The organism is Tardiphaga sp. 813_E8_N1_3 (assembly GCF_051811025.1).
GTDB lineage: Bacteria > Pseudomonadota > Alphaproteobacteria > Rhizobiales > Xanthobacteraceae > Tardiphaga.
Map to the genome: position 1 here is coordinate 1,591,497 of NZ_JBPWQE010000001.1, position 24,858 is coordinate 1,616,354.

General features: G+C 61.7%; 23 protein-coding genes and 1 pseudogene. 5 read left to right on the forward strand and 19 right to left on the reverse strand.

The genetic code is table 11. The features are described 5' to 3' along the window. Positions 1 to 34: 34 nt before the first annotated feature. The 4 genes from AB8A33_RS07450 to AB8A33_RS07465 form a co-directional block, all read right to left on the reverse strand. A complete protein-coding gene (locus AB8A33_RS07450) occupies positions 35 to 262 on the reverse strand; it encodes a hypothetical protein (RefSeq protein ID WP_068735728.1) in 228 nt (75 codons plus the stop codon). A 164-nt stretch (positions 263 to 426) separates the two neighbouring features. Continuing rightward, on the reverse strand, positions 427 to 726 hold the full coding sequence (locus AB8A33_RS07455) for a hypothetical protein (protein WP_439092171.1): 300 nt from the start codon (positions 724 to 726) through the stop codon (positions 427 to 429). 74 nt (positions 727 to 800) lie between these two features. Further along, positions 801 to 1,214 (reverse strand): hypothetical protein, encoded by a 414-nt coding sequence (locus AB8A33_RS07460; protein ID WP_439092172.1) that lies wholly within the window; start codon positions 1,212 to 1,214, stop codon positions 801 to 803. 362 nt (positions 1,215 to 1,576) lie between these two features. Continuing rightward, entirely contained in the window at positions 1,577 to 1,801 is a 225-nt protein-coding gene (locus AB8A33_RS07465) for a hypothetical protein (protein ID WP_439092173.1), read from the reverse strand. 147 nt (positions 1,802 to 1,948) lie between these two features. Here AB8A33_RS07465 and AB8A33_RS07470 point away from each other — a divergent pair, with 147 nt between their 5' ends. After that, positions 1,949 to 2,293, forward strand: a complete 345-nt coding sequence (locus AB8A33_RS07470) for a hypothetical protein (RefSeq protein WP_439092174.1) — start codon at positions 1,949 to 1,951, stop codon at positions 2,291 to 2,293. Between the two features lie 450 nt (positions 2,294 to 2,743). On the opposite strand, the gene AB8A33_RS07475 is transcribed toward AB8A33_RS07470, so the two are convergent. Then, on the reverse strand, positions 2,744 to 3,154 hold the full coding sequence (locus AB8A33_RS07475; protein WP_439092175.1) for a hypothetical protein: 411 nt from the start codon (positions 3,152 to 3,154) through the stop codon (positions 2,744 to 2,746). Between AB8A33_RS07475 and recA the strand changes: the two genes are divergently transcribed. After that, complete coding sequence (recA, locus tag AB8A33_RS07480; RefSeq protein ID WP_093756585.1) at positions 3,144 to 4,247, forward strand: recombinase RecA; 1,104 nt, start codon at positions 3,144 to 3,146, stop codon at positions 4,245 to 4,247. The genes AB8A33_RS07475 and recA overlap by 11 nt on opposite strands. A 183-nt stretch (positions 4,248 to 4,430) precedes the next feature. Here the strand turns inward: recA and AB8A33_RS07485 are convergent, their stop codons facing one another. Genes AB8A33_RS07485 through AB8A33_RS07505 form a run of 5 tightly spaced genes read right to left on the reverse strand, consistent with a single transcriptional unit; the run spans position 4,431 to position 10,040 of the window. Further along, positions 4,431 to 5,444 carry an ABC transporter ATP-binding protein gene (locus AB8A33_RS07485; RefSeq protein WP_439092176.1) on the reverse strand — a complete coding sequence of 338 codons (1,014 nt, stop codon included), beginning with the start codon at positions 5,442 to 5,444 and terminating at the stop codon, positions 4,431 to 4,433. Then, positions 5,441 to 6,448: an ABC transporter ATP-binding protein gene (locus tag AB8A33_RS07490; protein ID WP_439092177.1), complete on the reverse strand. Its 1,008-nt coding sequence runs from the start codon at positions 6,446 to 6,448 to the stop codon at positions 5,441 to 5,443. The genes AB8A33_RS07485 and AB8A33_RS07490 overlap by 4 nt, the downstream gene beginning before the upstream one ends. 25 nt (positions 6,449 to 6,473) lie before the next feature. Then, the gene (locus AB8A33_RS07495) at positions 6,474 to 7,412 is read right to left on the reverse strand and encodes an ABC transporter permease (RefSeq protein ID WP_439092178.1); all 939 of its coding nucleotides are present in this window, start codon (positions 7,410 to 7,412) and stop codon (positions 6,474 to 6,476) included. Between the two features lie 9 nt (positions 7,413 to 7,421). Further along, a complete protein-coding gene (locus tag AB8A33_RS07500) occupies positions 7,422 to 8,402 on the reverse strand; it encodes an ABC transporter permease (RefSeq protein ID WP_149531197.1) in 981 nt (326 codons plus the stop codon). Between the two features lie 30 nt (positions 8,403 to 8,432). Then, positions 8,433 to 10,040, reverse strand: a complete 1,608-nt coding sequence (locus AB8A33_RS07505) for an ABC transporter substrate-binding protein (protein WP_439095879.1) — start codon at positions 10,038 to 10,040, stop codon at positions 8,433 to 8,435. Between the two features lie 254 nt (positions 10,041 to 10,294). Here AB8A33_RS07505 and AB8A33_RS07510 point away from each other — a divergent pair, with 254 nt between their 5' ends. Both AB8A33_RS07510 and AB8A33_RS07515 read left to right on the forward strand, forming a co-directional pair. Further along, positions 10,295 to 11,548, forward strand: a complete 1,254-nt coding sequence (locus AB8A33_RS07510) for an NAD(P)/FAD-dependent oxidoreductase (protein ID WP_439092179.1) — start codon at positions 10,295 to 10,297, stop codon at positions 11,546 to 11,548. A 116-nt stretch (positions 11,549 to 11,664) separates the two neighbouring features. Next, entirely contained in the window at positions 11,665 to 11,916 is a 252-nt protein-coding gene (locus AB8A33_RS07515) for a DUF6489 family protein (protein WP_439092180.1), read from the forward strand. A gap of 8 nt (positions 11,917 to 11,924) precedes the next feature. Here the strand turns inward: AB8A33_RS07515 and AB8A33_RS07520 are convergent, their stop codons facing one another. From AB8A33_RS07520 to AB8A33_RS07535, 4 genes are all read right to left on the reverse strand, one after another. Continuing rightward, positions 11,925 to 12,902 (reverse strand): alpha/beta fold hydrolase, encoded by a 978-nt coding sequence (locus AB8A33_RS07520; protein ID WP_439092181.1) that lies wholly within the window; start codon positions 12,900 to 12,902, stop codon positions 11,925 to 11,927. Between the two features lie 166 nt (positions 12,903 to 13,068). Then, positions 13,069 to 16,299, reverse strand: coding sequence for a bifunctional cytochrome P450/NADPH--P450 reductase (locus AB8A33_RS07525; RefSeq protein ID WP_439092182.1), 3,231 nt, complete (start codon positions 16,297 to 16,299; stop codon positions 13,069 to 13,071). A 28-nt stretch (positions 16,300 to 16,327) separates the two neighbouring features. Continuing rightward, on the reverse strand, positions 16,328 to 17,323 hold the full coding sequence (locus tag AB8A33_RS07530) for an alpha/beta fold hydrolase (protein ID WP_439092183.1): 996 nt from the start codon (positions 17,321 to 17,323) through the stop codon (positions 16,328 to 16,330). A gap of 12 nt (positions 17,324 to 17,335) precedes the next feature. Next, positions 17,336 to 18,877, reverse strand: coding sequence for a WS/DGAT/MGAT family O-acyltransferase (locus AB8A33_RS07535; protein ID WP_439092184.1), 1,542 nt, complete (start codon positions 18,875 to 18,877; stop codon positions 17,336 to 17,338). Positions 18,878 to 19,370: 493 nt separating this feature from the next. Here AB8A33_RS07535 and AB8A33_RS07540 point away from each other — a divergent pair, with 493 nt between their 5' ends. Further along, on the forward strand, positions 19,371 to 19,859 hold the full coding sequence (locus AB8A33_RS07540) for a phasin family protein (protein ID WP_439092185.1): 489 nt from the start codon (positions 19,371 to 19,373) through the stop codon (positions 19,857 to 19,859). Between the two features lie 101 nt (positions 19,860 to 19,960). Here AB8A33_RS07540 and AB8A33_RS07545 read toward each other — a convergent pair whose 3' ends face one another. The 5 genes and pseudogenes from AB8A33_RS07545 to AB8A33_RS07565 form a co-directional block, all read right to left on the reverse strand. Further along, the gene (locus AB8A33_RS07545; RefSeq protein ID WP_439092186.1) at positions 19,961 to 20,386 is read right to left on the reverse strand and encodes a DUF4399 domain-containing protein; all 426 of its coding nucleotides are present in this window, start codon (positions 20,384 to 20,386) and stop codon (positions 19,961 to 19,963) included. Positions 20,387 to 20,412: 26 nt separating this feature from the next. Beyond that, positions 20,413 to 21,072 carry a formylglycine-generating enzyme family protein gene (locus AB8A33_RS07550; RefSeq protein ID WP_439095880.1) on the reverse strand — a complete coding sequence of 220 codons (660 nt, stop codon included), beginning with the start codon at positions 21,070 to 21,072 and terminating at the stop codon, positions 20,413 to 20,415. Positions 21,073 to 21,504: 432 nt separating this feature from the next. Continuing rightward, positions 21,505 to 21,939, reverse strand: a pseudogene (locus AB8A33_RS07555) (adenylate/guanylate cyclase domain-containing protein); the annotation flags it as partial. A gap of 213 nt (positions 21,940 to 22,152) precedes the next feature. After that, complete coding sequence (locus AB8A33_RS07560) at positions 22,153 to 23,730, reverse strand: fatty acid--CoA ligase (RefSeq protein ID WP_439092187.1); 1,578 nt, start codon at positions 23,728 to 23,730, stop codon at positions 22,153 to 22,155. A 204-nt stretch (positions 23,731 to 23,934) separates the two neighbouring features. Continuing rightward, positions 23,935 to 24,807, reverse strand: coding sequence for an SDR family oxidoreductase (locus AB8A33_RS07565; RefSeq protein ID WP_439092188.1), 873 nt, complete (start codon positions 24,805 to 24,807; stop codon positions 23,935 to 23,937). Positions 24,808 to 24,858: the final 51 nt, after the last annotated feature.

Here is a 24,858-nt window from a genome sequence, read left to right on the forward strand (position 1 = left end):
CATGGGCAGGCTCGGAGCGCGGCGCCGGGCGACTCTAGGCTGGCTCGTCCAGATCGTAGAAATGGGCGAGACCCCGGCAGATTTCCATCAACCTGTCGCGAAAAGGGGTTTGTGCCGGATCCGAGTAACTGACGATGACGCGCCAGCTGTCATCCAGCGAATAGATGATCACGCTCATGTTCTTGGGCCATGGCCCGGCGATTGCGGCGGCTTCTCGAATGATCTTCTGAAGTTCGGCGGCGGTTTTCTTTGGCTTGGGCATCCACGCTCCCTGGCTAGAAGCGTTCTAAAGTGGTGGCAGGGAACTGTCCAGAGTGTGCCGGCCCGCCGCTTGCGGTGACCGGACTTGCCTGCCTTGGGTGACCCGGGCGGCCGGCCCGTTCAAACCGCCGCACTGATCAAAAGAGGCCGCGCCCCGAGGCGGCCTTACCTTGGCAACGTTCCCAAACCGGTCGATGAAGGCCTGCCCAGGGCAACGAATGCTGCGATCGCCAGAAGGCAGATGGGCGCAATCAGACCGAGCAGGTACCCGGCAAGACCGTGCCGAATATAGATGCCCCAATATTTCACGAGGCCGGGGTAATGGGAATCGGTGTTCGTATAGAAGACGACAAATTTTGCGGCGTTGGATATGTGCCCGTGTGACCACACGAGAAATGTAAATGCCAGCACGGTTGCGATCACGCAGAGTGCTGTTACCACGACGATGCGCTGATTTCTGTTCATCGGATTTCACTCGCTGACTTCATACCCTGTTGTGCAGGAAAGCTGCACGAAGGTTCAATGAAGGGTGATCCGCCTCATGCACCGCTACGGGGGGCTTCGCTGCGCTTCAGGAACCAGCCTGGGATCTGCAGCGTGATCCATGATCCGAGCACCGTGAGGATCGCCATGCCTGCGAGCGAGATATAGAGCAGAGGAGGTTGCGTGGACGCGAGCGACCCGTTCAGGTGCAGGTGCGGGCCTATCATGTCCATGACCACGCCGACCAAGCTCGCCGCCACGAAGCCGCCGATGACCGAAGCGACAATGCTCGCGATCCATCCAAGCGGGCCGCGCTTCTTTGTCCAGGCCTCGTGAATTCCCACCGCCAGCATGGCGATAAACATGATCAGCATGATGGTCAGCGGGCCGCCCACGCTCGACCTGGGCATCGCGCCGCTGAGTTCGACGAGCAACAGGGCAGCGACGGAGAGCAGCGCGATCGTCTTCACGGCGTGTGACCTTCCCATGTCGGATTGAACGCATGAGCGATGCGGACATCCTGTTGTGCGGGAAGCGCGCAGGAAGGTTCAAAAGTGGCTCGATGAGTCCCAATCGGGCCGCTGTCGTTTTCGAACTAGGCCATTGCAGCGGGAACAGGCCAGTACCGAATGAAAGAGGCCGCCTGAGGCGGCCTTACTTTGTGAACACGAGGGTTGCGACTATCGCGACGGGGATTAGGCCAATCGCGATGACGAACGCGCTATAAACGTGGTCTTTTGTCATGGCGTGCCCCTCAGTTTCGGGGAACTCACTATAAGTCTGCCTCCGGGAAAGTCCTGTGTACTTTGTGCCAAAAGCCAAATCGGCGGCCTTACTTCTTTGGATTGAAGCGCCCGCCCAGGATTTTGATGCTTCCGGCCGAAGGTTGCGTCTTCGTGAACTCGGCTATGGCCTTGGCCAGCTCGGCATCCGACATCGGGTTGACGGGCTGATGCAACGAGCCGTCCCGAAAGCCACGCTCGATGGCAGCGTAGTGTTCAGACTCATCGATAAGAATGAGTTTTTTAATTCGGGCCAGGAATGCAGAGAAGGGCATGGCGCGACTTCGGTCAGTTCGAATTCGTGAAACAGGCTACGATGGATAATATATATCCAAATCAGACCGCTGCTGTTTTCAAATTAGGCCACTGCGGTCGGAAACAGGCCAGTTGAACGAAATCCCTTCGAAGACAGACCAAGGTGGATGAAGCGCTTTCTGATATTCTTGGCTCTCTTTCCGCCTCTTGCGTTGGTCGTGTTCACGGCGCCCGATGGGTTTAAGAATCTTCTCGATTGGATGGTGATGGCGTACGCGATCGCGATTATCCCGGCCTTGCTGTTGGCTTGGGTCGATTGGGCGCTTTCCGCAAAGCCACTCCGAGTTATGGGAACGGCGGTCACGGCAGCACTAGCTGCAGTCTTGATTGTGCTCTCCATGTCGGGAGGATCAGACGAGTTATGGCCAGTCCTGATGGTTGGGCTGGTCGGAGCAGTTCCAGCCGCGGTATGTTCGTGGCTGTCAGATAAATCGCCTCTGGCGATCAGCTAGTGCAGTTAGAGCACCATCGCCGCTGGGAGTCCGAGATTTTGGCAGGACTTCGCGCGAAGCAGCCCGGCAAAGAAAAACCCGCCGGTTAGGGCGGGTCAGGGTCAAGTCCAAAGTGGTCCGTCGTCAGTCGCGGGCTGACTTCCCGCCTTGAATTACCGCAAATTTTGGTACTGGCCGAAATTCACGGTGGCCTGATTTGAATTTAGCCCGGTTGGGTCCATATTGATGGGCATGATGGCCAACGCTCTCAAACTCGTCGTAGAGGCTGGGCTGCTCACGATTACGGGCTTGGCTTGGCCGAACTCACGCTATGGGGCAGCAATTGCCATTGGCGTGGGCATTTTGGCCGCCATCGCCCTCCATTTCTTCGCGCCCTGAAGATAACCCCCAAGCGCCGTAGTTCTCCGACCGTGAACATGGTTCCAAGGCCGCCTCAGTGGGCGGCCTCTTTCATTCCATGGTGTCATCTAAGGTGATTTTCATCTCGACCAGACTTCCCTCGTCGCCGTCGTAGATCTGAGAGACGTTCATAGCGAACGTTCGGAACCATCGAATGCGTTGCGCCGCAGGCCACCCCTTTTCAGTCGATGGTATTTTTCTCAATAGCGCGGCCAGCAAAGGATCTAGGCCCAGATCGCTCAACCCATCATCACCACCGCCGTCACCGCTGCTCTTACCCTTGTTTGTGTCGAGGTCCGTCGTGGCCAACAGGCCAGTACCCAAATTTTTAAAAGAACATATTGCGAACATAGAACAGATAGGGTACGTTATTTTCAACCCGAACAGCGCCGCCATCCTTTGGCACTTGCCGTTTGTCCTGTCGCGAATCCCTTCATAAGGAGCTAGATCAATGGCTACCACTCCGACTGCCCTGCGTATCGTTGAAGGATCCTCCATGGACAAGACCAAGGCCCTGTCGGCCGCGCTCTCTCAGATCGAGCGCCAGTTCGGCAAGGGCTCGGTGATGAAGCTCGGCAAGAACGACCGGTCGATGGATATCGAGGTGATCTCGTCGGGCTCGCTCGGCCTCGATATCGCGCTCGGCGTCGGCGGGCTGCCCAAGGGCCGCGTGATCGAGATTTATGGACCGGAATCCTCGGGCAAGACGACCCTGGCGCTGCATTGCGCCGCAGAAGCCCAGAAGAAGGGCGGCATCTGCGCCTTCATCGACGCCGAACACGCGCTCGACCCGGTCTATGCCCGCAAGCTGGGGGTCAATGTCGATGAACTCCTGATCTCGCAGCCGGATCACGGCGAACAGGCGCTGGAAATCGCCGACACGCTGGTGCGCTCCGGCGCGGTGGACGTGCTGATCATCGACTCCGTGGCTGCTCTCGTGCCGCGCGCCGAACTCGAAGGCGAAATGGGCGACGCGCTGCCCGGCCTGCAGGCTCGCTTGATGAGCCAGGCGCTGCGCAAGCTGACCGCCTCGATCAACAAATCCAATACGATGGTGATCTTCATCAACCAGATCCGCATGAAGATCGGTGTGATGTATGGCTCGCCGGAAACCACCACCGGCGGCAATGCGCTGAAATTCTACGCCTCGGTCCGTCTCGACATCCGCCGCATCGGTGCGATCAAGGAGCGCGACGAAGTGGTCGGCAATTCGACCCGCGTCAAGGTCGTGAAGAACAAGCTGGCGCCGCCTTTCAAGCAGGTCGAATTCGACATCATGTATGGCGAAGGCGTCTCCAAGATGGGCGAAATCCTCGATCTCGGCGTGAAAGCTGGCATCGTCGAGAAGTCCGGCGCCTGGTTCTCCTATGACAGCCAGCGCCTCGGCCAGGGTCGCGAGAATTCCAAGGCCTTCCTCAAGGCCAATCCGGACATGACCGCCAAGATCGAAGCCTCGATCCGGCAGAATTCCGGTCTGATCGCCGAGCAGATCCTCGCCGGTCCCGTCGAGCGTGACGAAGACGGCGGTGACGGCGAGGAGCCGGCAGAAGATTAATCGGATCGGGTCCGGAGACGCGCTGACGTTCATGCGCAGTGATCTTGCCGGATCGATCTTGCAGCCGACATTGTCGGCTGAATGATTTCGCGGTGGGTGCTGTGGGGGTCTGTTGCCGATACCCTGCAGTGCCTGCCGCGTTGTCGTTTCAGGCGCTCTGATCTGAGTGTGCTCTGATCGCAACTATCGCCGCGCGGCGGGAATGGCGTTGGCCGGTGGCGCGATCAGTTTGTTGACCGCATGACAGGCGACGCCGTCGACCAGATCCGGCACGACTTTGCGACAGAGATCGAAAACTTCAGGACAGCGCGGATGAAACGTGCAGCCCGATGGCGGATCGATCGGATTCGGAATCTCGCCGGAGACCGCGATGCGGGCGCGGCCTGACATGGCCAGATCCGGCACTGCGCCGAGCAGCATGCGCGTATAGGGCATGCGCGGCGCGCGGAAGAGTTCGCGCCCTTCCGCGATCTCCACGATCCGGCCAAGATACATCACGCCGATCCGGTCGGCCATGTGCCTGACCACGGCAAGATTGTGACTGATGAACAGATAGGTCAGGCCGAATTTGTCCTGCAGCTCGCGCATCAGGTTGAGAATCTGCGCCTGCACCGAGACATCCAGCGCCGAGGTCGGCTCGTCGCAGACGATGAACTCGGCCTCCGATGCGAGTGCGCGGGCAATCGCGATGCGCTGGCGCTGGCCGCCGGAGAACTGGTGCGGATATTTCTGCCCGTCGTCGGGATGCAGGCCCACCAGCGTCAGCAATTCGCCGACCCGCGCGCGGATGTCGCGCTCGCCATGAATGAGATCGAAGGCGCGGATCGGTTCGGCGATGATGGCGTCGACGCGCAGCCGCGGATTGAGGCTCGCATAGGGATCCTGAAAGATCATCTGGATGCGCTTGCGCAGCAGTCTTCGCGCGCCGGCCTGGCCGGGATCGCTCATCGACACGCCGTCGATGATGACGTCGCCGGATGTCGGTGGCAGCAGCCCGACCACCATCCGGGCCACCGTGCTCTTGCCCGAGCCGGATTCGCCGACCAGCGCAAAAGTCTCGCCGCGTTTGATCTCGAACGACACGCCGTCGACGGCTTTGAGAAACTCCATCGGGCTGCGCTCGATGACGCGGTTGAGCCAGGGCTTCGAGACGTCGAAAGCGCGTTTGAGATTGCGGGCCTGCACCAGTGCTGTCATGCCGCGCTCTCCGCATGGGCATGATCATGGACATGATCGGGATCATAGAGATGACAGGCGACCTGCTGCGCGCCGACGGCGATGGGGTCGGGTCGCTCCACCCGACAGCGATCGAACGCAAAACTGCAGCGCGGATTGAACGCACAGCCCTGTGGAATCGCCGACAGCCGCGGCATTGAGCCTGGAATCTGCACCAGCCGCTGCGACGCGTCGCCGGTCAGCGTCGGGATCGCACCCATCAGTCCCTTGGCATAGGGATGCAGCGGGTTCTGCACCACGTCCAGCACCGGACCGATCTCGGCGATCCGTCCCGAATACATCACGGCCACGCGATCGGACGTCTCGGCAATCACGCCCATGTCGTGGGTGACCAGCATCACGGCGGTGCCATGGTCGCGGCCAAGCCGCTTGATCAGCGCGATGATCTGCGCCTGCACCGAGACATCGAGCGCGGTGGTCGGCTCGTCGGCGATGATCAGTTCGGGCTCGGCCGCGATCGCCAACGCGATCACTACCCGCTGCCGCATGCCGCCGGAAAACTCATGCGGATAGGCATCGACGCGCTTCTGAGGCGCGGGAATGCCGACCTCGGCGAGCAGATCCACTGCGCGCTTGCGTGCCTGCGTCTCGTTCATGTTCAGATGGGTGCGGATCGTCTCCACCAGTTGGTCGCCAATGCGATACAGCGGATTGAGGCTGGTCAGCGGATCCTGAAAGATCATGGCAATGCGCTTGCCGCGAATCCGGCGCATCTCCTCCGCCGGCAGATTGTCGATGCGCAGGCCCGACAACAGGATCTCGCCGCCCGCAATGCGCCCGGGCGGATCGATCAGGCCGATGGCCGCAAGTCCCGTCACCGATTTTCCGGCGCCGGACTCGCCGACCACGCCCAGCACCTCGCCCTTGGCGATATCGAAGGACACACCGTCGATGGCACGCAGCGCGCCGCGCCGGCTGGCGAATTCGACGCGCAGGTTGCGCACGGAGAGGACGGGCACGCTCATGTCGGGCACTGTGTGAGGTGAGGCATCATTGCAGCTTCGGGTTCAGCGCATCGCGCAGCCAGTCGCCGAGCAGGTTGATCGACAGGATCAGCGAGGCCAGCGCGAGGCCGGGAAAGGCGATCACCCACCATTCGCCGGAGAACAGATAGTTGTTGCCGATGCGGATCAGCGTGCCCAGCGATGGCATCGTGTCCGGCATGCCGGAGCCGAGGAACGAAAGCGTCGCCTCGGTGATGATGGCGAGTGCGAGATTGATGGTGGCGATCACCAGGATCGGTCCCATCGTATTGGGCAGTACATGGCGGATCATGATCACGCGGGCGGGCAGGCCGATCAGCTGCGCCGCCGCGACATAGTCCTTGTTCTTCTCCACCATCACCGAGCCGCGCACGGTGCGGGCATATTGCACCCAGAAACTCAGCCCGATGGCGACCACCAGCACGATCAGCGTGGTCGAGGCATCGAGATGATTGCCGAGCGCCGACTTCACGACGCCATCGATCAAGAGCGCGATCAGGATGGCCGGAAAAGTGAGCTGCACATCGGCGATGCGCATGATCAGGCTGTCGACGGCGCCACCGACATAGCCGGCGATCAGGCCGAGTCCGATGCCGAGCACCGCTGCGAAACTGACGCCGAGGACGCCGACCACCAGCGAGATCCGCATGCCGTAGAGGATCGCCGAATAGATATCGCGACCCTGCTCGTCGGTGCCGAGCAGGAATGGCCTCTGGCCCTCCGCCGTCCAGAGCGGCGAGATGCGGGAATTGATCAATTCGAGCTGCGCCGGGTCGAACGGATTCTGCACCACCAGGACAGGCGCGAACAACGCCATCATCAGCAGCAGGAACACGATCACCGCAGCGACCATGGTGAGCTTCGAGCGGCGGAACGAATAGAAGATGTCGCTGTCGATGGCGCGGGCGAGAAGGGAGGGTGTGCGAGGGGCAGGGATGTCGGTCATGTCACATCCTCATGCAGGCCGGTTGATCGTCGCGCGCAAGCGCGGATCGACGATGGTGTAGAGGATGTCCACGATCAGGTTGATGGTGACGAAGATCAGCGACACCACCAGGAGATAGGCCGCCATGATCGGGATATCGACATTCTGCACGGCCTGTACGAACAAGAGCCCCATGCCCGGCCACTGGAACACGGTCTCGGTAATGATGGCAAAGGCGATGACCGAGCCGAATTGCAATCCGGCCACGGTGATGACCGGCACCAGCGTATTCTTCAGCGCATGGCCGAAATGGATCGCTCGCGTGGTCAGTCCGCGGGCCCGCGCGAAGCGGATATAGTCGGTGCGCAGCACTTCCAGCATCTCGGCGCGGACGAGGCGCATGATTAGCGTCATCTGGAACAGGCCGAGCGTTACCGACGGCATGATCAGCGCCTTCAGGCCGGAGATCGTCAGCAGGCCGGTGGTCCACCAGCCGAATTTTACGACGTCGCCGCGCCCGAAGGATGGCAGCCATCCCAGAGTGACCGCGAACAGATAGATCAGCAGGATGCCGATCAGGAAAGTGGGCAGCGAGATGCCGATCAGCGATACCGCCTGCAGCACCTTGGCGAAGAACGAATCCTTCCGCAGCGCCGAATAGATGCCCATCAGGATGCCGAACACCATGGCGATCACGGTGGCGCAGGTGGCAAGCTCCAGCGTCGCCGGCATGCGTTCCTTCAGCAGCGCGGAGACCGGTTGGCGAAACTGATAGGAGACGCCGAACTTGAACTGCACGGCATTGATGAAGTAGCGCGCGAATTGCACCGGGACGGGGTCGTCGAGGCCGAGCGATGCGCGCACCTCGGCGCGCTGCGCCGGCGTCGTGTCGATGGCCACCATCTGGTTCACGGGATCGCCGGCAAAGCGGAACATGGTGAAGGCGATGATGCCGACGGCGATCATCACACCAATGGACTGCAAGGCGCGGCGCAGGATGAAAGCGAGCATGCGTGACCTTCGCTTTCCGCTTGGTGCCGCCTAGTCCTGCTTCACCGCCCAGTATGGCAGCACCTGATTGTCAGGGCGCTGCACGATCTTCACCTTCTTGGAGACACCCCAGGCCAGCGCCTGCTGATGCAGCGGGATATAGGCCCAGTCCTTGGCGGCGATCTCATAGGCCTGTTTGATGAGCTGGTCGCGCTTGGTGGTGTCGGTTTCCTGCAGCACCTGATCCGTCAACGCGTCGAACTGCTTGTTGCAATAGCCGCCCAGATTGGTGGCGCCGCGCGGGCTCGCGGGATCGTCGCGACAGCCCATGATGTCATGCATCACATTGTGCGAATCCTGCGTGCCCGGTGTCCAGCCAAGCAGATAGAACGAGGTGTTGAAGCCGCCTGTCTTGAAGACCTTGGCAAAATACAGCGCCTTCGGCTGCGCGTTCAGCGTGACCTTGACGCCGATGCGCGCGAGCATGCCTACCACGGCCTGGCAGATCGCGGCGTCGTTGACATAGCGGTCGTTCGGGCAATCCATGCCGACTTCGAATCCGTCGGGATAGCCGGCCTCGGTCAGCAATTTCTTGGCGCCGTCGGCGTCGTATTTCGGTCGCGTGAAGTCGCCGGAGAGCTTGAACAGCGGCGGCGCGATCATCAAAGCGGATGGTGTCGACAGGCCGCGCATGACGCGGCTCTTGATCAGCTCGATATCGATGGCCTTGTAGAAGGCCTCGCGGACGCGGATGTCCTTGAACGGATTCTTGCCCTTGATGTTCGAGAACAGCAGCTCGTCGCGGATCTGGTCCATGCCGAGGAAGATGGTGCGCAGCTCCGGCCCGGCCATCACGGCGGCGTTGGCTGATCCATTGACGCGCGCGATGTCCTGCACCGGCACCGGCTCGATGATATCGACTTCGCCGGACAGCAGCGCCGCGACGCGGGTGGCGTCAGAAGCGATCGGCGTGAAGATGATCTCCTTGAGATTATGCTCGGGCTTGCCCCACCAGTTCGGGTTGACCTTGAAGACGGTCTTCACGCCCGGCTGATGGCTTTCGATGGTGAAGGGGCCCGTGCCATTCGCATTCAACGACGCGAAGCTAGGCGAGGTCGCCGCGGCGGGGGTCGGCGCGTTGGCATTGTTCGCCTCCGCCCATTTCTTGTCCATGATGTACCAGACGTCCCATTGCGACGTCAGGATGGGATTGGGTTTGGTCAGCACGAAATCGACGGTGTAGTCGTCGATCTTGAGCACCTTGGCATCGGCTGGAATGACGGTCGTGAAGTCGGAGCCCTTGGCGCGCACGCGGTCGGCGGAGAACACGACATCATCGGCGGTGAATGGGTCTCCATTGTGGAATTTGACACCCTTGCGCAGATGGAAGCGCCAGCGCGTCGGCTCCGGTGTTTCCCAGCTCTCGGCGAGCGCCGGGATGATCTGCAGATCCTTGCCGCGCCCAACGAGGCCTTCATAGACCTGGCCGTGATGGGCGATCGTTGTGGTCTCTCGCAGCGTATAGGGATCGAGCGATTTCAGGTCGCCCTGATTGGCATAGCGTAGCGTTTGTGCGGAGGCGGGCAGTATGGAGGCAGAAACTGTGGCGAAGGCGATCAGCGATGCAGCGGCGGCAATGAACGTCTGGCGGATCGACATACTGAGCTTCTCCATTGCAATAACCGCGATTGCATCACCACGCGGCCGCCCGACAGTTGAGCGAGTGTCACATTGTTGGCGGAGATTGCACGCTGCGCAAGCGGCATTTGTCAGCTATGCGCTGCACAATGAAGTGGCTGGCGTAATCCTTGCTAGGATTGGGTATAAGCAATTCTACGCATTGCGCGCGTGCATCATTCGGTCACGACACTGCGCTAACAGGACCGCCAGAACGGCAAGATTTCGGAGCAGGAATGGCGGAACTCAAGGCTGATGTGCTTGTGCTTGGCGCAGGTATGGTCGGTGTGTCGGCGGCGCTGCATCTACAGGCGCGTGGCCGCAATGTGGTGCTGGTCGACCGGCATGAGAAGGCCGGCGAGGAAACCAGCTATGGCAATGCCGGGCTGATCCAGTGCTGTTCGGTTTTCCCTTATATGCTGCCGCGCGACCTCACCAAGCTGTTTAAATATGCGCTGAACCGCGCGCCGGAGGTGCACTATCATCTCAACGCGCTGCCCGGCATGCTGCCATGGATCGTCAGATATTTCCTGAACTCGTCGCCTGAGGGAGCGCTTCGCAGTGCGATGGCGGCGCTGCCACTGATCCAGCGCAGCCTGATCGAGCACGAGGCCCTGATCGCGGAGGCCGGCGTGCCGGAGCTTCTGCGCCGGATGGGATGGATCAACGCGTTTCGCTCCGAGGCTACGCTGGCGAAAGGCATTGCGGATCTCGAACGCCATCGCGCCTATGGCGTGCCGGGCGACGTTCTGGACGCCGCCGCCATTGCGGAGCAGGAGCCGAATCTGTCCACCGATTTTGCCGGTGCCATCCACTGGACGTCGCCGGGCTTCGTTCCCGATCCCGGCGGCCTCGCAAAAGCCTATGCCGCACTGTTCATCCGCAAAGGCGGGCGTTTCATTGCCGCCGACGCGCGGACGCTGGAGCAGAGCGATCGCAACTGGCGCGTGGCCGGGCCGAACGGGGCGCTGGTCGCGCGGGATGTCGTGGTCGCGCTCGGGCCATGGTCGGATCAGGTGTTTCGACCGCTCGGCTACAACATCCCGCTCAAGAGCAAGCGCGGCTATCACATCCATCTGGCGCCATCCGGAAATGCGGTGCTGCGCCATCCGGTTCTCGATGCCGATCGCGGCTATCTGCTGGCGCCGATGAATCGCGGCATCCGGCTGACCACCGGCGCCGAATTCGCGCTCCGCGATGCGCCGCCGACGCCGGCGCAGATCGAGCGGGCGCTGCCGATCGCACGGCAGACCTTCCCGCTCGGCAATCCCGTCGAGGCGAAGCCCTGGATGGGCGCGCGGCCATGCCTGCCGGACATGCTGCCGGTGATCGGCAAGGCGCCGCGCCACAAGGGCCTGTGGTTCGATTTCGGCCACCAGCATCATGGCTTCACGCTGGGGCCGGTGACCGGCCGTCTGATCGCGGACATGGTGACGGGCGTCACGCCGTTCACCGATCCCAAGGCCTTCGCGGCTGAGCGTTTCGGCTGACATCTCGCAACTGCAATGTAAATGTCACATCGCTTGCATCGGGCAGGCGTCAGCGGCGATACTGCCGCTGCGTCGCCATGTTCGCGTGAGCGGCCGGTTTGCCTCAGGAGCTGATAATGAAAGTGATCGTCACCGTGGACTGCACGCCGCTCGAGGCGCGCGAATTCCTGGGGCTGCCTGATGTGCAGCCGATGCAGTCGGCGATGATGGATCAGATGCAGAAGAAGATGATGGACAATATCGACAAGTTCTCGCCGGAGTCCATCATGCAGAGCTGGTTCTCGTTCGATCCGAAGATGGGCGAGCGCTTTCAGGAGATGTTCGTCAACATGGCGGGGCTGGGTGCGCGGCCGAAGGACAAGAAGTAGACGCGGGCTCAGCCCGCGCGGCGTGCGTTGGCCTGCAGCGGCTGCTGCAGCTTCGCGCCATGCGCATGACGGGAGATGGCGTCGATCACCAGGGACCACATCGAGATCGGCAGAGCGTGGCCCATCCGGTCGACCATCATCAGCTTGGCGCCGGGAATCGACGCGGCCGTGTCGCGGCCGGCGGCCGGATGCACCAGAGGATCGATCTTGCCGTGGATCACCAGCGTCGGCGCGGTGACCGTGGCGAGCCTCTCTTTACGACTGCCCGAAGCGAGGATGGCGCGAAGCTGGCGCCCGACGCCGGCCGGGCTCAGGCCGCGGGCATAGGTCCGCTCGGCGCGGTCGAGATCCCTCGCTTCGTCATCCGGGAAGCTGCCGACCCGCAGGAACAGCCAGGTCTGCTTGAAACGTTCGAGGAACGCCTCATAGCCGGTCGGCTGGGGTTTCAGCAGCAGCAGTGACACCGCGCGGCTCGGCTGCGGCAGACGCGGATTGCCGGTGGTCGACATGATCGAGGTCAGCGAGCGCAGGCGCTCCGGATAAGTGATCGCCATTTCCTGCGCGATCATGCCGCCCATCGATGCGCCAACCACATGCGCGGAGCGGATGCGCAGCACGTCGAGCAGGGCCACCACATCGGTCGCCATATCGCTCAGCTTGTAGGGGGCGGAGACGGGCGTACCGAGAAAACGCAGCTTGGCCAGTTCGTACAGAGTGAACGGCTTGCCGCCGGCCATCTTGGAGGACAGGCCGATATCGCGGTTGTCGAAACGGATCACGCGAAAGCCGCGGGCGGCTAGTTCGCGGCAGAAGTCGTCATCCCAATGGATCATCTGGGCGCCGAGGCCCATGATCATCACCATGGGTTCCGCATCCGAATAGCCAAACACATCGAAACAGATATCGATCCCGTTCGCGCGCGCCAGCTGTGGCGGCTCGTACGGGACATCAATCGGTTCGGGGGATCGGGCGGAACGTGGGCTCATGTCAAACATATGACACGGAAAGTCCCTTCGAAAAAGTGACAACCGCGTCATGCACCAAACAAATCGTCGCAGCGATTAATGAGAGATTGCGCAAACGGCAATTGTGACAGTGTACGCGGTCTTTTGTGACAGTGATTGTGACAATGGAACTGGTATCAGCCTCTCGCTAGCTCCCGGCCCAGACGTCGAGCACGTAGCGATTGCGTGTGCCGAGGTCGTCGATCCAGGTCAGCGCCGCAGCCTCATCGCTGCCGCTGCGCTCGCGCTGGATCGCCATCAACGCCGCTTTCACATCCGGCTCCATCTTGCCACCGTCGCCGCATACATAGGTAATGGCGCCTTGCTGGATCAGATCCCATACGCGATCCTTCTGCTGGGCAATGAGGTGCTGCACATAGGTCTTCGGCGCATCGCCGCGCGAGAAGGCGGTGTGTAGTTCACAGATACCATCGGCGGCGAAACCCTTCAGCTCCTCAGCATAGAGAAAGTCCTGATCGGGATGGCGGCAGCCGAAGAACAGCAGCGCAGGGCCAAGCGTAGCACCTTGCGCCTTGCGTGCAGCGCGTTCCTGCAGGAAGCCGCGGAACGGCGCGAGGCCTGTTCCCGGTCCGATCATGATGAGCGGCACAAGGGGATCGGCGGGCAGGCGGAAGCCTGCCTTGGTCTCGCGTACGATCGCATGCACGGTGTCGCCGGCACGGCGGCCACTGAGATAGTTGGAGCAGACGCCCTTATAGATGCCACGGCCGGAATGCGCGGGGCCCTGGACCACCGCCGTGGTGACGCTGCAGCGTGACGTCTCGCCTTGCGGCGACGACGAAATCGAGTAATAGCGCGGCGCCAAGAGCGACAGCATTTCCAGATAGGCATGGAACGGCAATTCGCAGGCCGGGTGCTCGTCGAGCAGATCGAATACCGATTTGCGTTTGGCCAGAATCTCGCTGCGATAGCGCTCGCTCGCTGCGGGATCGTCGCCGACGTAAGAGAGCAGTTTCGGTTTGGTCATCGGGCAGCGGGTGTTCTCCGCCATGATCTGGATCTGCTTGCGGGTGGCGACCTGCTGCAGCTCGACGAACTCTGTCAGCAATCGGCCGACAGAGACGACATCGCCGACAGGCAATTGCGCGCGGCGGCCCGTCGCGACCTGCAGTCTGATCTGATCGTCCGGCAGGAAGCCGAAGCGGCGCGCGACGGCGTCGACCAAGGCGGGATCGTTGCGCGGCACCACGCTGAGGTGGTCGCCGACCCGGTAGCTGGTCCCGGCAGGAAGCTCGATCTCGATATGCCGGGTCGAGCGATCCGATGCGCCATTCTGCAGCTCGCGATTGCCCAAGAGCTTCATCGGGACCACGCCGCCGAGGGCGACGACGGTGTTTACCGCGCTCGGCGCGACAGGTTCGATCTGATAGAGCGGCGCATCGTCGGCGCTGCGCTCGAAGCCGGTGTCGAGGCCGAATTCCTTGACCGCGAGCGGACGCAGTTTCGCGAACCAGTCCTCGAACTGGCCATCGAGATCGTCGCGCGCATCGCCTTCACCGCGCACATATGCGTTGGTCGCGCCATGTTCGCGCAGCTTGTCGTCGATAGTGCGCGGAATCGACTGATAGGTCGCCAGCCAGTCGCTGTTGCCGCAGCCGAACACGGCGTAGCGCACTTTGGCGAAGGCGTCCTTCGGCAGGTCGGTTCCTAGCCAGTTGACGAATTGCGTGGCGTTGTCAGGCGCTGCGCCATTGTAGGACGCGCAGAAAATGAGAACGCCGCCCTCGGTCGGCAGCTTGCCGACAAAATCGTCGAGCGGTGCGAGTTTCGTTGCGAAGCCGTTGACCTCGGCGAGATCGGCAACGCGCGTCGCCAGTTCCTCGGCAGTGCCGAGATTGGAGCCGTACAGCACCAGCAGCGGCGTGTTGTGGCTCGGCCGCGCGCGGCCGGTGGCGACGGGTGCGAGCGGCGCGGCCGCAGTAGCTGCAGCCGTGCGACCGGCATAGGCGCCGCGCTCGTGATCGTGGCGCGGACGCACCTTGATCTTGAAACCGTCGGGCTTGATGGTCAGCGTTTCCTTCAGCACCATCTGGTAGCGCTTGTGGTCGGTCATTTTGAAGCGTTGCAGGATCATGCCGAGCGCCAGCGCGGCTTCGTGCATGGCGAAACCACGGCCGATACAGGCGCGCTGGCCGTTGCCGAACGGTTTCCAGGCGTTGATCGGGCGAGCTGCCTCGGCCTCCTTCGAGAAATTTTCGGGATCGAAGGCGTCGGGATTGGGTCCCCAGACCGAGGGATCGCGATGCAGCGCCAGCACCAGGATGGTGACGAAGGTGCCCTTGCGGAGTTTGTACTTGCCGCCGCCGATGGTCTCGTCCTGCACCGGCGCGATGCCATAGGCGGGTGCCGGCGGCCACAGCCGCAGCGACTCCTTCAGGATCTGCGTGACGTAGTGAAGCTGCGTAACCTGCTGATAGGTCGGCTTGGCGTTTACATCGGGGCCGAAGACGCGGTCGACTTCCTCATAGGCCTTCTTCAGCACCTCCGGATGTTTCAGCATCGCGTAGATCGCACATGACAGCAGGCCCGACGTGGTCTCGTGGCCGGCGATCAGGAAGGTGTTGATCTGGTAGCGGATGTTGACGTCGTCGAGCTGTTCGCCGGTGGCGCGGTCGACGCCGGTCATCATCGCCGCCAGCATGTCCTTCTTGCCGTCCGCCGCCTCGGCGGCCTTGCGGCGCTCGGCGATGATCTCATCGACCATGGAGTTCATGAAGGCGACGTCGCCGGCGAGATCGCGGCGGCGCTTCTGCATCCACAGGCTTTCCAGCGGCAGGCCGCGGGTCATCATGATCGTTTCAAGCGAGCGCACCAGCGATTCCACGAAGGGGTGGTAGTCGCTCCGGTAGAACGAGTTGAAGCGATAGTCGAAACCGCACAGCCCGATGGTGTCCAGGGTCAGCGCCGTCATGTCATGGACGACGTCGATCTCCTCGTCGGTATTGAGGCGCTCCCATTTCTTCACCAACTGCTCGGCGATATCCACCATGCTGGGGTGATAGGACTGCATCGCGCGGTTGCCGAAAGGCTGCAACAGGATGTTGTGCGCCTTGGTCCAGTTCGGCTCTTTGGTGTCCGCCGTGAACAGTCCGTCGCCGCCAACGGCGCGCACCCGGCGCAGCGCACCGCGCACGGCCTTGTCGAAGCGCTTCTCGTCGCTGAGCTCATCCACCAGATCGTGGCCGCCGACGATCACGATGGGTGAGCCCATCATGTCGAGCCAGAAGATTGGCCCAAGCTCCTTAGCCAGCCGCGCCAGATCCTGCACTGGCGCATTGGCGTCCAGCGACAGCATGTTGCCCACCACCGGCTTCTTCGGCGGATGCGGGATCGGGGCGAGTTTGTTGGTCGACGTCATTTCAAAAGTCTTTCCTGCCCGTATGCGCTTAACCGAACCGCCGGCGTCGCCAGTCGATCAGTACCTGACTGACCTCGTCGGGCTTCTCCTGCTGGGTCCAGTGACCGCTGTCCTTCACCAGATATTTCTCCAGGTCGGGAATGATGTTTTCCATGCCGTCGGCGGAGGAGGGCGGCAGCACCGCGTCGTTCTCCGCCATGATCATCAGCGATGGCACGCGCACGGTGTGATCGAGCCCTTTGGCGCGCTCCCAGTTGGCGCTCATGTTGCGATACCAGTTGATGCCGCCGGTGAAGCCCGATTCCTTGAAGGCGTCGACGAAGATCTTCTTTTCCTCGTCGGAAAGAATCTTCTGGCGCGGGTCCTTCGCGGGATCGTAGCCGGCCACCATTTGCGGAAATGCCAGATTGGTTTTTGACGATGCACCGATTCCACCGACCGGCGCTTCGCCAACATTGGGTTGTTTGCGTGGCATCGGCTTGCGCATGAAGAAGTCGAACGCCTTGTCGACATTCTCGCCGAAGATCCGATCCGGCTCGCGCGCAGGATCCTGGAACTGGACGATATACATCGTCTCGCCGAAGCGCTTCCTGTAGATCTGCAACGGATCGACCGGCGCGCGATCGGTGTGCGGCGTATTCACGCCGACCACGCCAGCGACGCGGTCGCGATGCCGCAGCGGCATCTGCCAGACGATGAACCCGCCCCAGTCATGGCCGACGAAGATCGCCTTATCGATCTTGAGATGATCGAGCAATGCAACGAGATCGCCGGTGAGATGCTCGATGCTGTAATCCTCGACGGCGTCGGGTCGCGACGTCGCGCCGTAGCCACGCTGGTCCGGCGCGATGACGCGAATGCCGGCGGCGGCCAGCGCCTTGATCTGATGCCGCCAGGAGAACGCCATTTCAGGCCAGCCATGACACAGCACCACAGGCGGCGTGTCGCTCATGGGGCCGGCGTCGTAATATCCCATGCGAATGCCATTCAGCTTGGCGAACTGCAACGGGGGCATTTCAATCATGATGGGTGGTCCCTAGCTTGCTGTCTTGAGAGCGTCGGGCGGCGCAAACGCCGCCTGCAGCAGCGCGAATTCGTCCGGCAGCATATCGGCGAGCACCTGCACATGGGGGATGATGTTGGCGCCGGCGATGAAGCCGAAGTCGAGCTGGTCGCGATAGCTCTGCACGGTGATGTTCAGTGCCAGCCCATGCGTGGCGATGGATACCGGGAAGATGTGCAGCAACTCGGCACCGGCCGCATAGAGCGTCTGCCGCGGGCCGGGTACGTTAGAGACGGTGATGTTGGCCGCTGGCGGCAGCACATCCGAGAGGTTGGTGCGGCTGTAGAGCAGCGCCAGGATCTGCACCATGATTGGTGCACCGAGCATCGACAAGTTCGACACCTGTGGCATCAGCGCCCGCAGCGGATGCGACATTTCTTTGGACTTGGTCGACTGCGCGATGATGGCTTCCAGCCGCTCCTTGGGATCCTCGATATTGGTGGCGATCGAGCAAATCATGCCGAACACCTGATTGTTCGAATCCGTGTTGCCTTCCTCGCGCAGCGAGATCGGCACGGCCGCGGTCATCGCCTTGGCGGGCAGGGCGCCTTTTTCTTTCAGGTAGCGCCGGACGACGCCTGATGAGAGCGCCAGCACAACGTCATTGAGCTTGCCACCGGCCTGTTTGGCCACGGCCTTGGCAGCCGAGAGCGGTACTGAGACGCCGGCAAAACTGCGTTCAGACGAGATTGTCTTGTTGAGCAGCGTCGGCGGCGACAGCATGCTGTTGAGATTGTCGCGCGATTTCGGATCGGCGATCTTCGCCATCACGTCGGACGCGCTCTTCACCATGGTCGGGATCGAGCCGGCGAATTTCACCGCACTCTCGATCTGGAACATGGCGTTGTCGAACAGGATCGAGCCGATATCGCTCTTGCCCGAGCGCGGCAGCTCAATGCCCTTGGCGGTGCCCTCCAGCGGCTGGCGCCAGAGCTGCTGATAGGAGTCGATGAAGCTCGCTGCGATATCGCGCGGCTCCTGACGCTGCTTGGCGCGCACTTCCGGCTTCTCGATCTCGCGCGGGATCGGCGTCACGTCATAGATCATGCTGGTGAGGGCCGCGCCGGCGCCGCCGTCGATGCAGGCATGGTGCATCTTCGAATACAGGCCGATCTCGTTGTCTTTCATGCCCTCGAAAACATAGAACTCCCACAGCGGCCGGGCGCGGTTCAGCAGTTTCGCGTGCATCCAGCCGACGATGCGCTCCAGCGTGGCGCGGTCATGCGGGGCGGGCAGGCTGCCGCGAAAGATATGACGGTCGATATCGAACTGGTCGTCCTCGACCCAGGAGGGATGGTCGATATCCAGTGGGGCCTTTTCCAACCGGGCCTTGAGGATCGGCGCCACATGGAGGCGCGAGGCGATCATCGCCTTGAAGTCCTCGAAGAAGTCGCCCTTGTAGTCGTCGGGCAGGCGAAAGATCGCCATGCTGCCGACATGCATCGGCATCTCCGGCGTTTCCAGATACAGAAACGACGCGTCCATTGAGGACAGCTTCCTGCTGGCTTCCGCCATGATACGTCCCTCCCTCGTATGGTCACCGACGCCTTTGCGGCGTTCTACCGATGAGTGTGCCTGCGCGCGGGGCGAATATGCAATGGCAAAGGCGAGGCCGGAGGCTGGTCAGGCCCACGACTTAAGGCTGGGGTCGCCGAGGCGTTGTGAGGTCGGTTTGCCGACTTAAAGGGCAGATGCCATTTGCCTTGCCCAGCTGGATATCCGTAGAATCTGCGGTTCGAAATGCTAAATTATAAAGCTAAATCAACACGTCGGTTACTCTCCCGTTTCAGATCTCTGGCGGTAGCCCGTTAATGCATCAGGCGCCGCCTGATTACCGTGCACATCACGGGTTTGTGATGTTGCGATGCACCATCGATGTTGCAGTGCATTATTTACTATGTCATAGAAGTTGCACCCCGGGCCCACAACGGCGGGACGGGGAGAGCCGAGCCTGAGTGCAAGCATAAGCTTTGCAGAGAGGCGGCCCAACCCGAGGATGGAGACGAACATGACGATCGAGACCGAAACCAATTCCGTGCTGAACAACGTCAAGCAGGCTTTCGCGCCCGTCACCGAGGCGTTCACCAAGCTGCAGAACCTGGAAGTGCCCGAAGCCACCCGTGACTTCGTCAAGCGCGCTGCCGGCACTGCACAGGAAAAGGCCGCCGACTTCCAGGCCAATTCCGAGAAGGTGACCTCGGCCATCGAGACCGCCGTGTCGAATTCGGTGTCTGAAGCCACCAAGATCAGCCGCAACGTTCAGGACGCATTCTATGCGGACGTGCAGTCGTTCTTCGCCGGCATCGACAAGCTCGCTTCGGCCAAATCGCTGAGCGAAGCCTTCCAGGTGCAGACCGAACTCGTGCGCGCCCATGGCGAAGTGCTGAGCTCGCGCGCCAAGGCATCGACCGAATATCTCGGCAAGCTCGTGTCGGAAGGCGCCAAGACCGCGCAGGACAATTTCTCGAAGGCCACGTCCTTCGCGAAGACTGCCTGATCACACGCGATCAAGCGACATGAATTCGAAAGGCCCGCGCAAGCGGGCCTTTTTTGTCGTTATGGCAGAGCAGACCGTGCGTCCCGGTGTCGGAAGCATGCTCACTTGATCGTCACGGTAATCTTGTTCGAGACGATTGGCGGGTTGAAGGGATAATGAGCGCCGTCTCCCAGCACGAGCTGGAGCGTATGTTTGCCGGGGGGCAATTCGATGCGTGCTTCGGTCTGGCCGGCTCCGAAATGGAGATGCGACTTGTCCTGCGGGATCGGCTCCTTGGGATCGAGCGGGTCATTCACATCGATCAGCAAATGATGATGGCCGCTGTTCTGGAAATTATCGCCTGCATGAGTGACACCCATGTTGCGCAAACCGAAACGACACCAGAACCCGCCCTTGATCACCGCTTTGTCCTGTGGCCACACGAAATAGAGAACCGCATCTTTCGGTGCGGGCTTTCCTTGCGCATGAACCGCAAGTGGGGCCGCAGACAGCATGGCGGACAACACGACGAGCCCGGTGATCCTCATGACGCATCCTTTCGTTCGGGGCGGTCTCAGGACGAAATGGCAATCCGGAAGCCGTGGGTCGGATATCGCACATTGGTGTCGTAGCCATCGCGGCTTGCGGGGCGGACATAACGCGCATCGTTTTTCCAGGAGCCGGATCGAATGACGTGCGAGACGCAGTCGTTCTCGACCCATGGCGCGCCATTCTGCGGGGCACCCTGATAGTTCTTGTGCCAGCAATCCTCTGTCCATTGATTGACGCCGCCACCCATATCGTAGAGTCCGAACGGATTTGGCTTCAGGCTGCCAAGCTTGAGCGGCTGTTCGGCGGTGGCGTCCGTGCAGTTCTTGCAATTGGCCATGCCCGGCTGCAGCTGATCGCCCCACCAGTATTTCGTTTGCGTGCCGCCACGCGCGGCATACTCCCATTCAGCTTCGCTCGGGAGCCGGAAGGCTTTTTGCGTTTCCTTCGCAAGCCATGCGACAAACTGCTTGGCATCGGTCCAGCTCACGTCCGTGACCGGAATGTCGTCCCGCCCTGTCACCAGGAACGGGCATGCATTCGCGGCAGCACACGCGTTCCACTCCCGAACCGAGACCGGATACTTGCTGATAGCGAAGGGCTTGATCGTCACCTGGTGTACCGGCTTTTCCGATATGTCGTCATTGCTGCCCATCGTGAAGGTCCCGCCGGGGAGCGGGATCATGACGGGCTCTATGACCGGGTTTGCTGGTGCTGGTGGCGGGGGCGGGGCAGGCGTTACCGCCGGAGCAGGTTCAGGCCGGGCTTGCTTGGCGGCGGGCGCTGATCGGGTGCCTGCATTCCCCGTCTCTTGCGGAGGCGCTGCGGGAGCCGACGCCTGATTGCCGATTTCAGCGCGCGGGTAAGCCCTCATGTACCAGACGCCGGCGCCTGCGATAGCCAGCAAGATTGCGCAAAACGAAACGATCAGAACGTGTTCACGCCGCTTCCGTGCCTTGTTGAATGCCGCGGGATCAGGAAGCACCCGGTAAACTCTCACAGGATCGGTAATGTTCTTGATCTTGCGGTCTCCAAGCGACTCGTAGCCGCAGACGAGCTTGTGCTTGATCTGCTCGTAGATGCCGCCCGAGATGTACACTTGGCCGGGGTCGGCAATCCCCTCGAGGCGCGCAGCGATATTGACGCCATCGCCGAAGACATCATCGGGCTCGATGATCACGTCTCCCAGATTGACGCCAATGCGATATTCGATCCAGGAACTCTTTGGCAGCGCTGCGTTGCGCCCGATCATGCTTTGCTGGATGACGATGCCACATCGAACGGCTTCAACCGGACTGTCGAATATCGCAATGAATCCATCGCCAGTCGTTTTGACGAGTTTGCCGTCATGCTCGGTAATGCTCGGCTCGATGAGGTCACGCTCGATGCGCCTGACGCGCGCATGCGTTTCTTCCTCGTCGAGTTCCATGAGGCGGCTATATCCGCAGATGTCCCCCACAACGATCGCCGCAAGGCGACGCGGGGATCCGGCGCGCGGGGCGGCGGGGTCCTTGCCCCTGCCTGAATTGATTTCACGAATCTCGCCGCGCATGACCTAGCGCCTCTACAACTGACACACGAGGTTCATCAGCCGTTCGGCCGACCGTCAGGACGCTACGCTCAACGTCTCCGTCAGACAATTAGCTGAAAACGCCAATCGTATGATCCAGGAGGAGCCGCGCGGTAGCGAGATGACGAAGTCCCTCGCCTTCGCTGTATCGATATACCCGGCGCCGATCGAATATGGCGGCAGCTACACAGGTTCTCAGTTCACCTGCCGCTCTTTGCCGACCCAATAGGGATCGCGCAACTGTCGTCGCAGGATCTTGCCCGACGCATTCCGCGGCAGCGCTGCAATGAAGTCGATCGTCTTCGGCGCCTTGAAGCCCGCGATGCGCTCGCGCGTGAACTTCATCAGGTCGGTCGCGCTGAGCTCCTTGCCGGACTTCAGCACCACCACGGCCTTCACCGCTTCGCCCCATGTCTCGTCGGGAATACCGATGACGGCGACCTCCGCCACATCAGGGTGATCGCAGATCGCGCTTTCGACTTCGGCTGGATAGATGTTCTCGCCGCCGGAGATGATCATGTCCTTGATGCGGTCGTGGATGTAGAGGAAGCCGTCGCTGTCGAGATAGCCGGCATCGCCGGTGCGCAGCCAGTTGTCGCGACCCAGCGTGCGGGCAGTCGCATCCGGCAGGTTCCAATAGCCCACCATATTGGACGCCGAACGCGTCGCGATCTCGCCGACTTCACCTGTTGGTAGCGGCTTGCCGTCGACATCGAGAATGGCGATCTCGATCCCCGGCAGCGCCTTGCCCGCGGAGCGCATGCAGTCGTGGCCCTCGATGTGGTCTTCGGGCGCCAGCACCACGATGGTCCCGGTGGTCTCGGTCATCCCGTACATCTGCACAAAGCCGCAGCCAAACACGCTGATGCATTCCTTCAGCAGTGCTGCCGGGATCGGCGATGCGCCGTAGAGAATGTAGCGCAGCTTCGAGAAATCCATCTCGCGCGCCCGCGGTTGCCGCACGATGAACTGCATGGCCGCCGGCACCAGGAACAGCTTGCTGATGCCGTAGTCGCGGAAGAAATCGAGCACCTTGTTCGGGTCGAACTCCCGCGCGATCACGCCCTTGGCGCCGTGATAGAGCCCGAACACTGCCCAGCCGACGCCGCCGATATGGAACACCGGCATTGCCACCAGCGACACATCGGTGTCGGTCCAGACGTTCCAGTCGGGGTTGTCGTCGGTGCCGCCGATACGCAGCAGCGACAGGAAATTGTTGTGCGACAGCATCGCGCCTTTCGGCTTGCCCGTGGTGCCCGACGTATAGAGCTGGATTGCGACATCGTCCTTGGTCGTTGTGAGGTTAGGGTCGCTGTCGCTTTGCGCGTCGCGCCAGGCCGTAAAGTCCTGCCACTCGGTTGCGCCGCCTTCCATGGTCATGACGATACGCACGCCCGGCATTTGCGGCTTGAGGCTGCGCACGAGATCGACGAATTCCGGTCCGACGAACAGCACCGCTGCCTTGGCGTCATCGACGATGAAGGCGATCTCCGGCGCGGCGAGGCGCCAGTTCACCGGTGCGGTGACGACCTTGGCCTTCACGGCACCGATGAGAAGCTCGATGAAGAGGTCGCTGTTCTTGCCGAGATAGGCAATGCGTTCGTTTGGTTTGACGCCGAGCGCAATCAGGCCGTTGGCGACCCGGTTGGCATTGCGATCGAGTGATCTGTAGCTGGTCTCGCGGCCCTCAAACACCAGCGCAATCGAATCGCCACGCGTTTGTGCCTGCACGCGAATGACATCGGCCAGCGTGGCCGCTTCCGCAACGGACATGTGTTTCCCTCCCGCAGTTTATTAGTTGCGCAGAGTGTGAGGGCGTCCGAGAGGGCTGACAAGATGAGAAAGGTGCTGCGCTGCGGTGGTCGTGAGGTGCGTGGCTTTGCATCAGGAATGCGATAATCGGACCGCAAACTCCGTCATGGCCGGGACAAGCCCGGCCATGACGAGTTTCGATTGCAATTGTCGGAGGCTTGCGCCTTACCCCCGCTGCGCCTTGTCCTTTTCGTTCTGCGCCTTGATGCTGTCGCGCGCCTGGATCCACTCGGCGTCGGACCATTCGCGCAGCTGATAGAAGTTGCCGCCCATGGCCAGCGCCTGTGCGCCGTCCATGGCGATGGTCTCGCCACTGATCCAGTCGCAGCCGCCGGAGATCAGGAACACCGCGAGGTTCTGCAGCTCTTCCATCTTGCCGACGCGGCCCATCGGATTCCAGGCGCGGGTGCGGGCGCCGGCTTCATCGCCGGGCTTGATGCGCTTGCTCATGCCTTCGGTGGGAATTTCGCCGGGCGCGATGGTGTTGAGGCGGATGCCGTAGCGGCCCCATTCGGTGGCTAGCGACATGGTCATGGCATGGATCGCCGATTTGCTCATGGCGGAGGGCACCACATAGGGGCTGCCGTTGCGCACCCAGGTCACGGTGATCGACACCACGTTGCCCGGCACCTTGTCGGCGATCCAGCGCCGGCCGACCGCATGAGTCATGTAGAACGTGCCGTGCATCACCGTGTTGGCGACCGCGTCGAAGCCGCGCGCCGACAGGTCCTGTGTCCGCGAGATGAAATTTCCGGCGGCATTGTTGATCAGGTCGGTGAGGGGGCCGTCGGCCCAGATGCCTTCGATCATCGCATCGACCGCCGCGGCGTCGCGGATGTCGACGCCGTGGCTGGTGACCTTGCCGCCAAATTCCGCCATCAGCTCGGTCGCGGTCTCGTCGCATACAGCCTTGCGGCGACCGCAGATATGCACTTCGGCGCCGAGCTCGAGAAATTTCGCCGCCATCGACTTGCCAAGGCCAGTACCGCCGCCTGTGACGAGGATTTTCCGGCCTGCGAGAAGCTGCTGATTGAACATGGGAGCCACCTGATTTAAGAGGATGCGGACGGATTAATTAGTTGATTGACT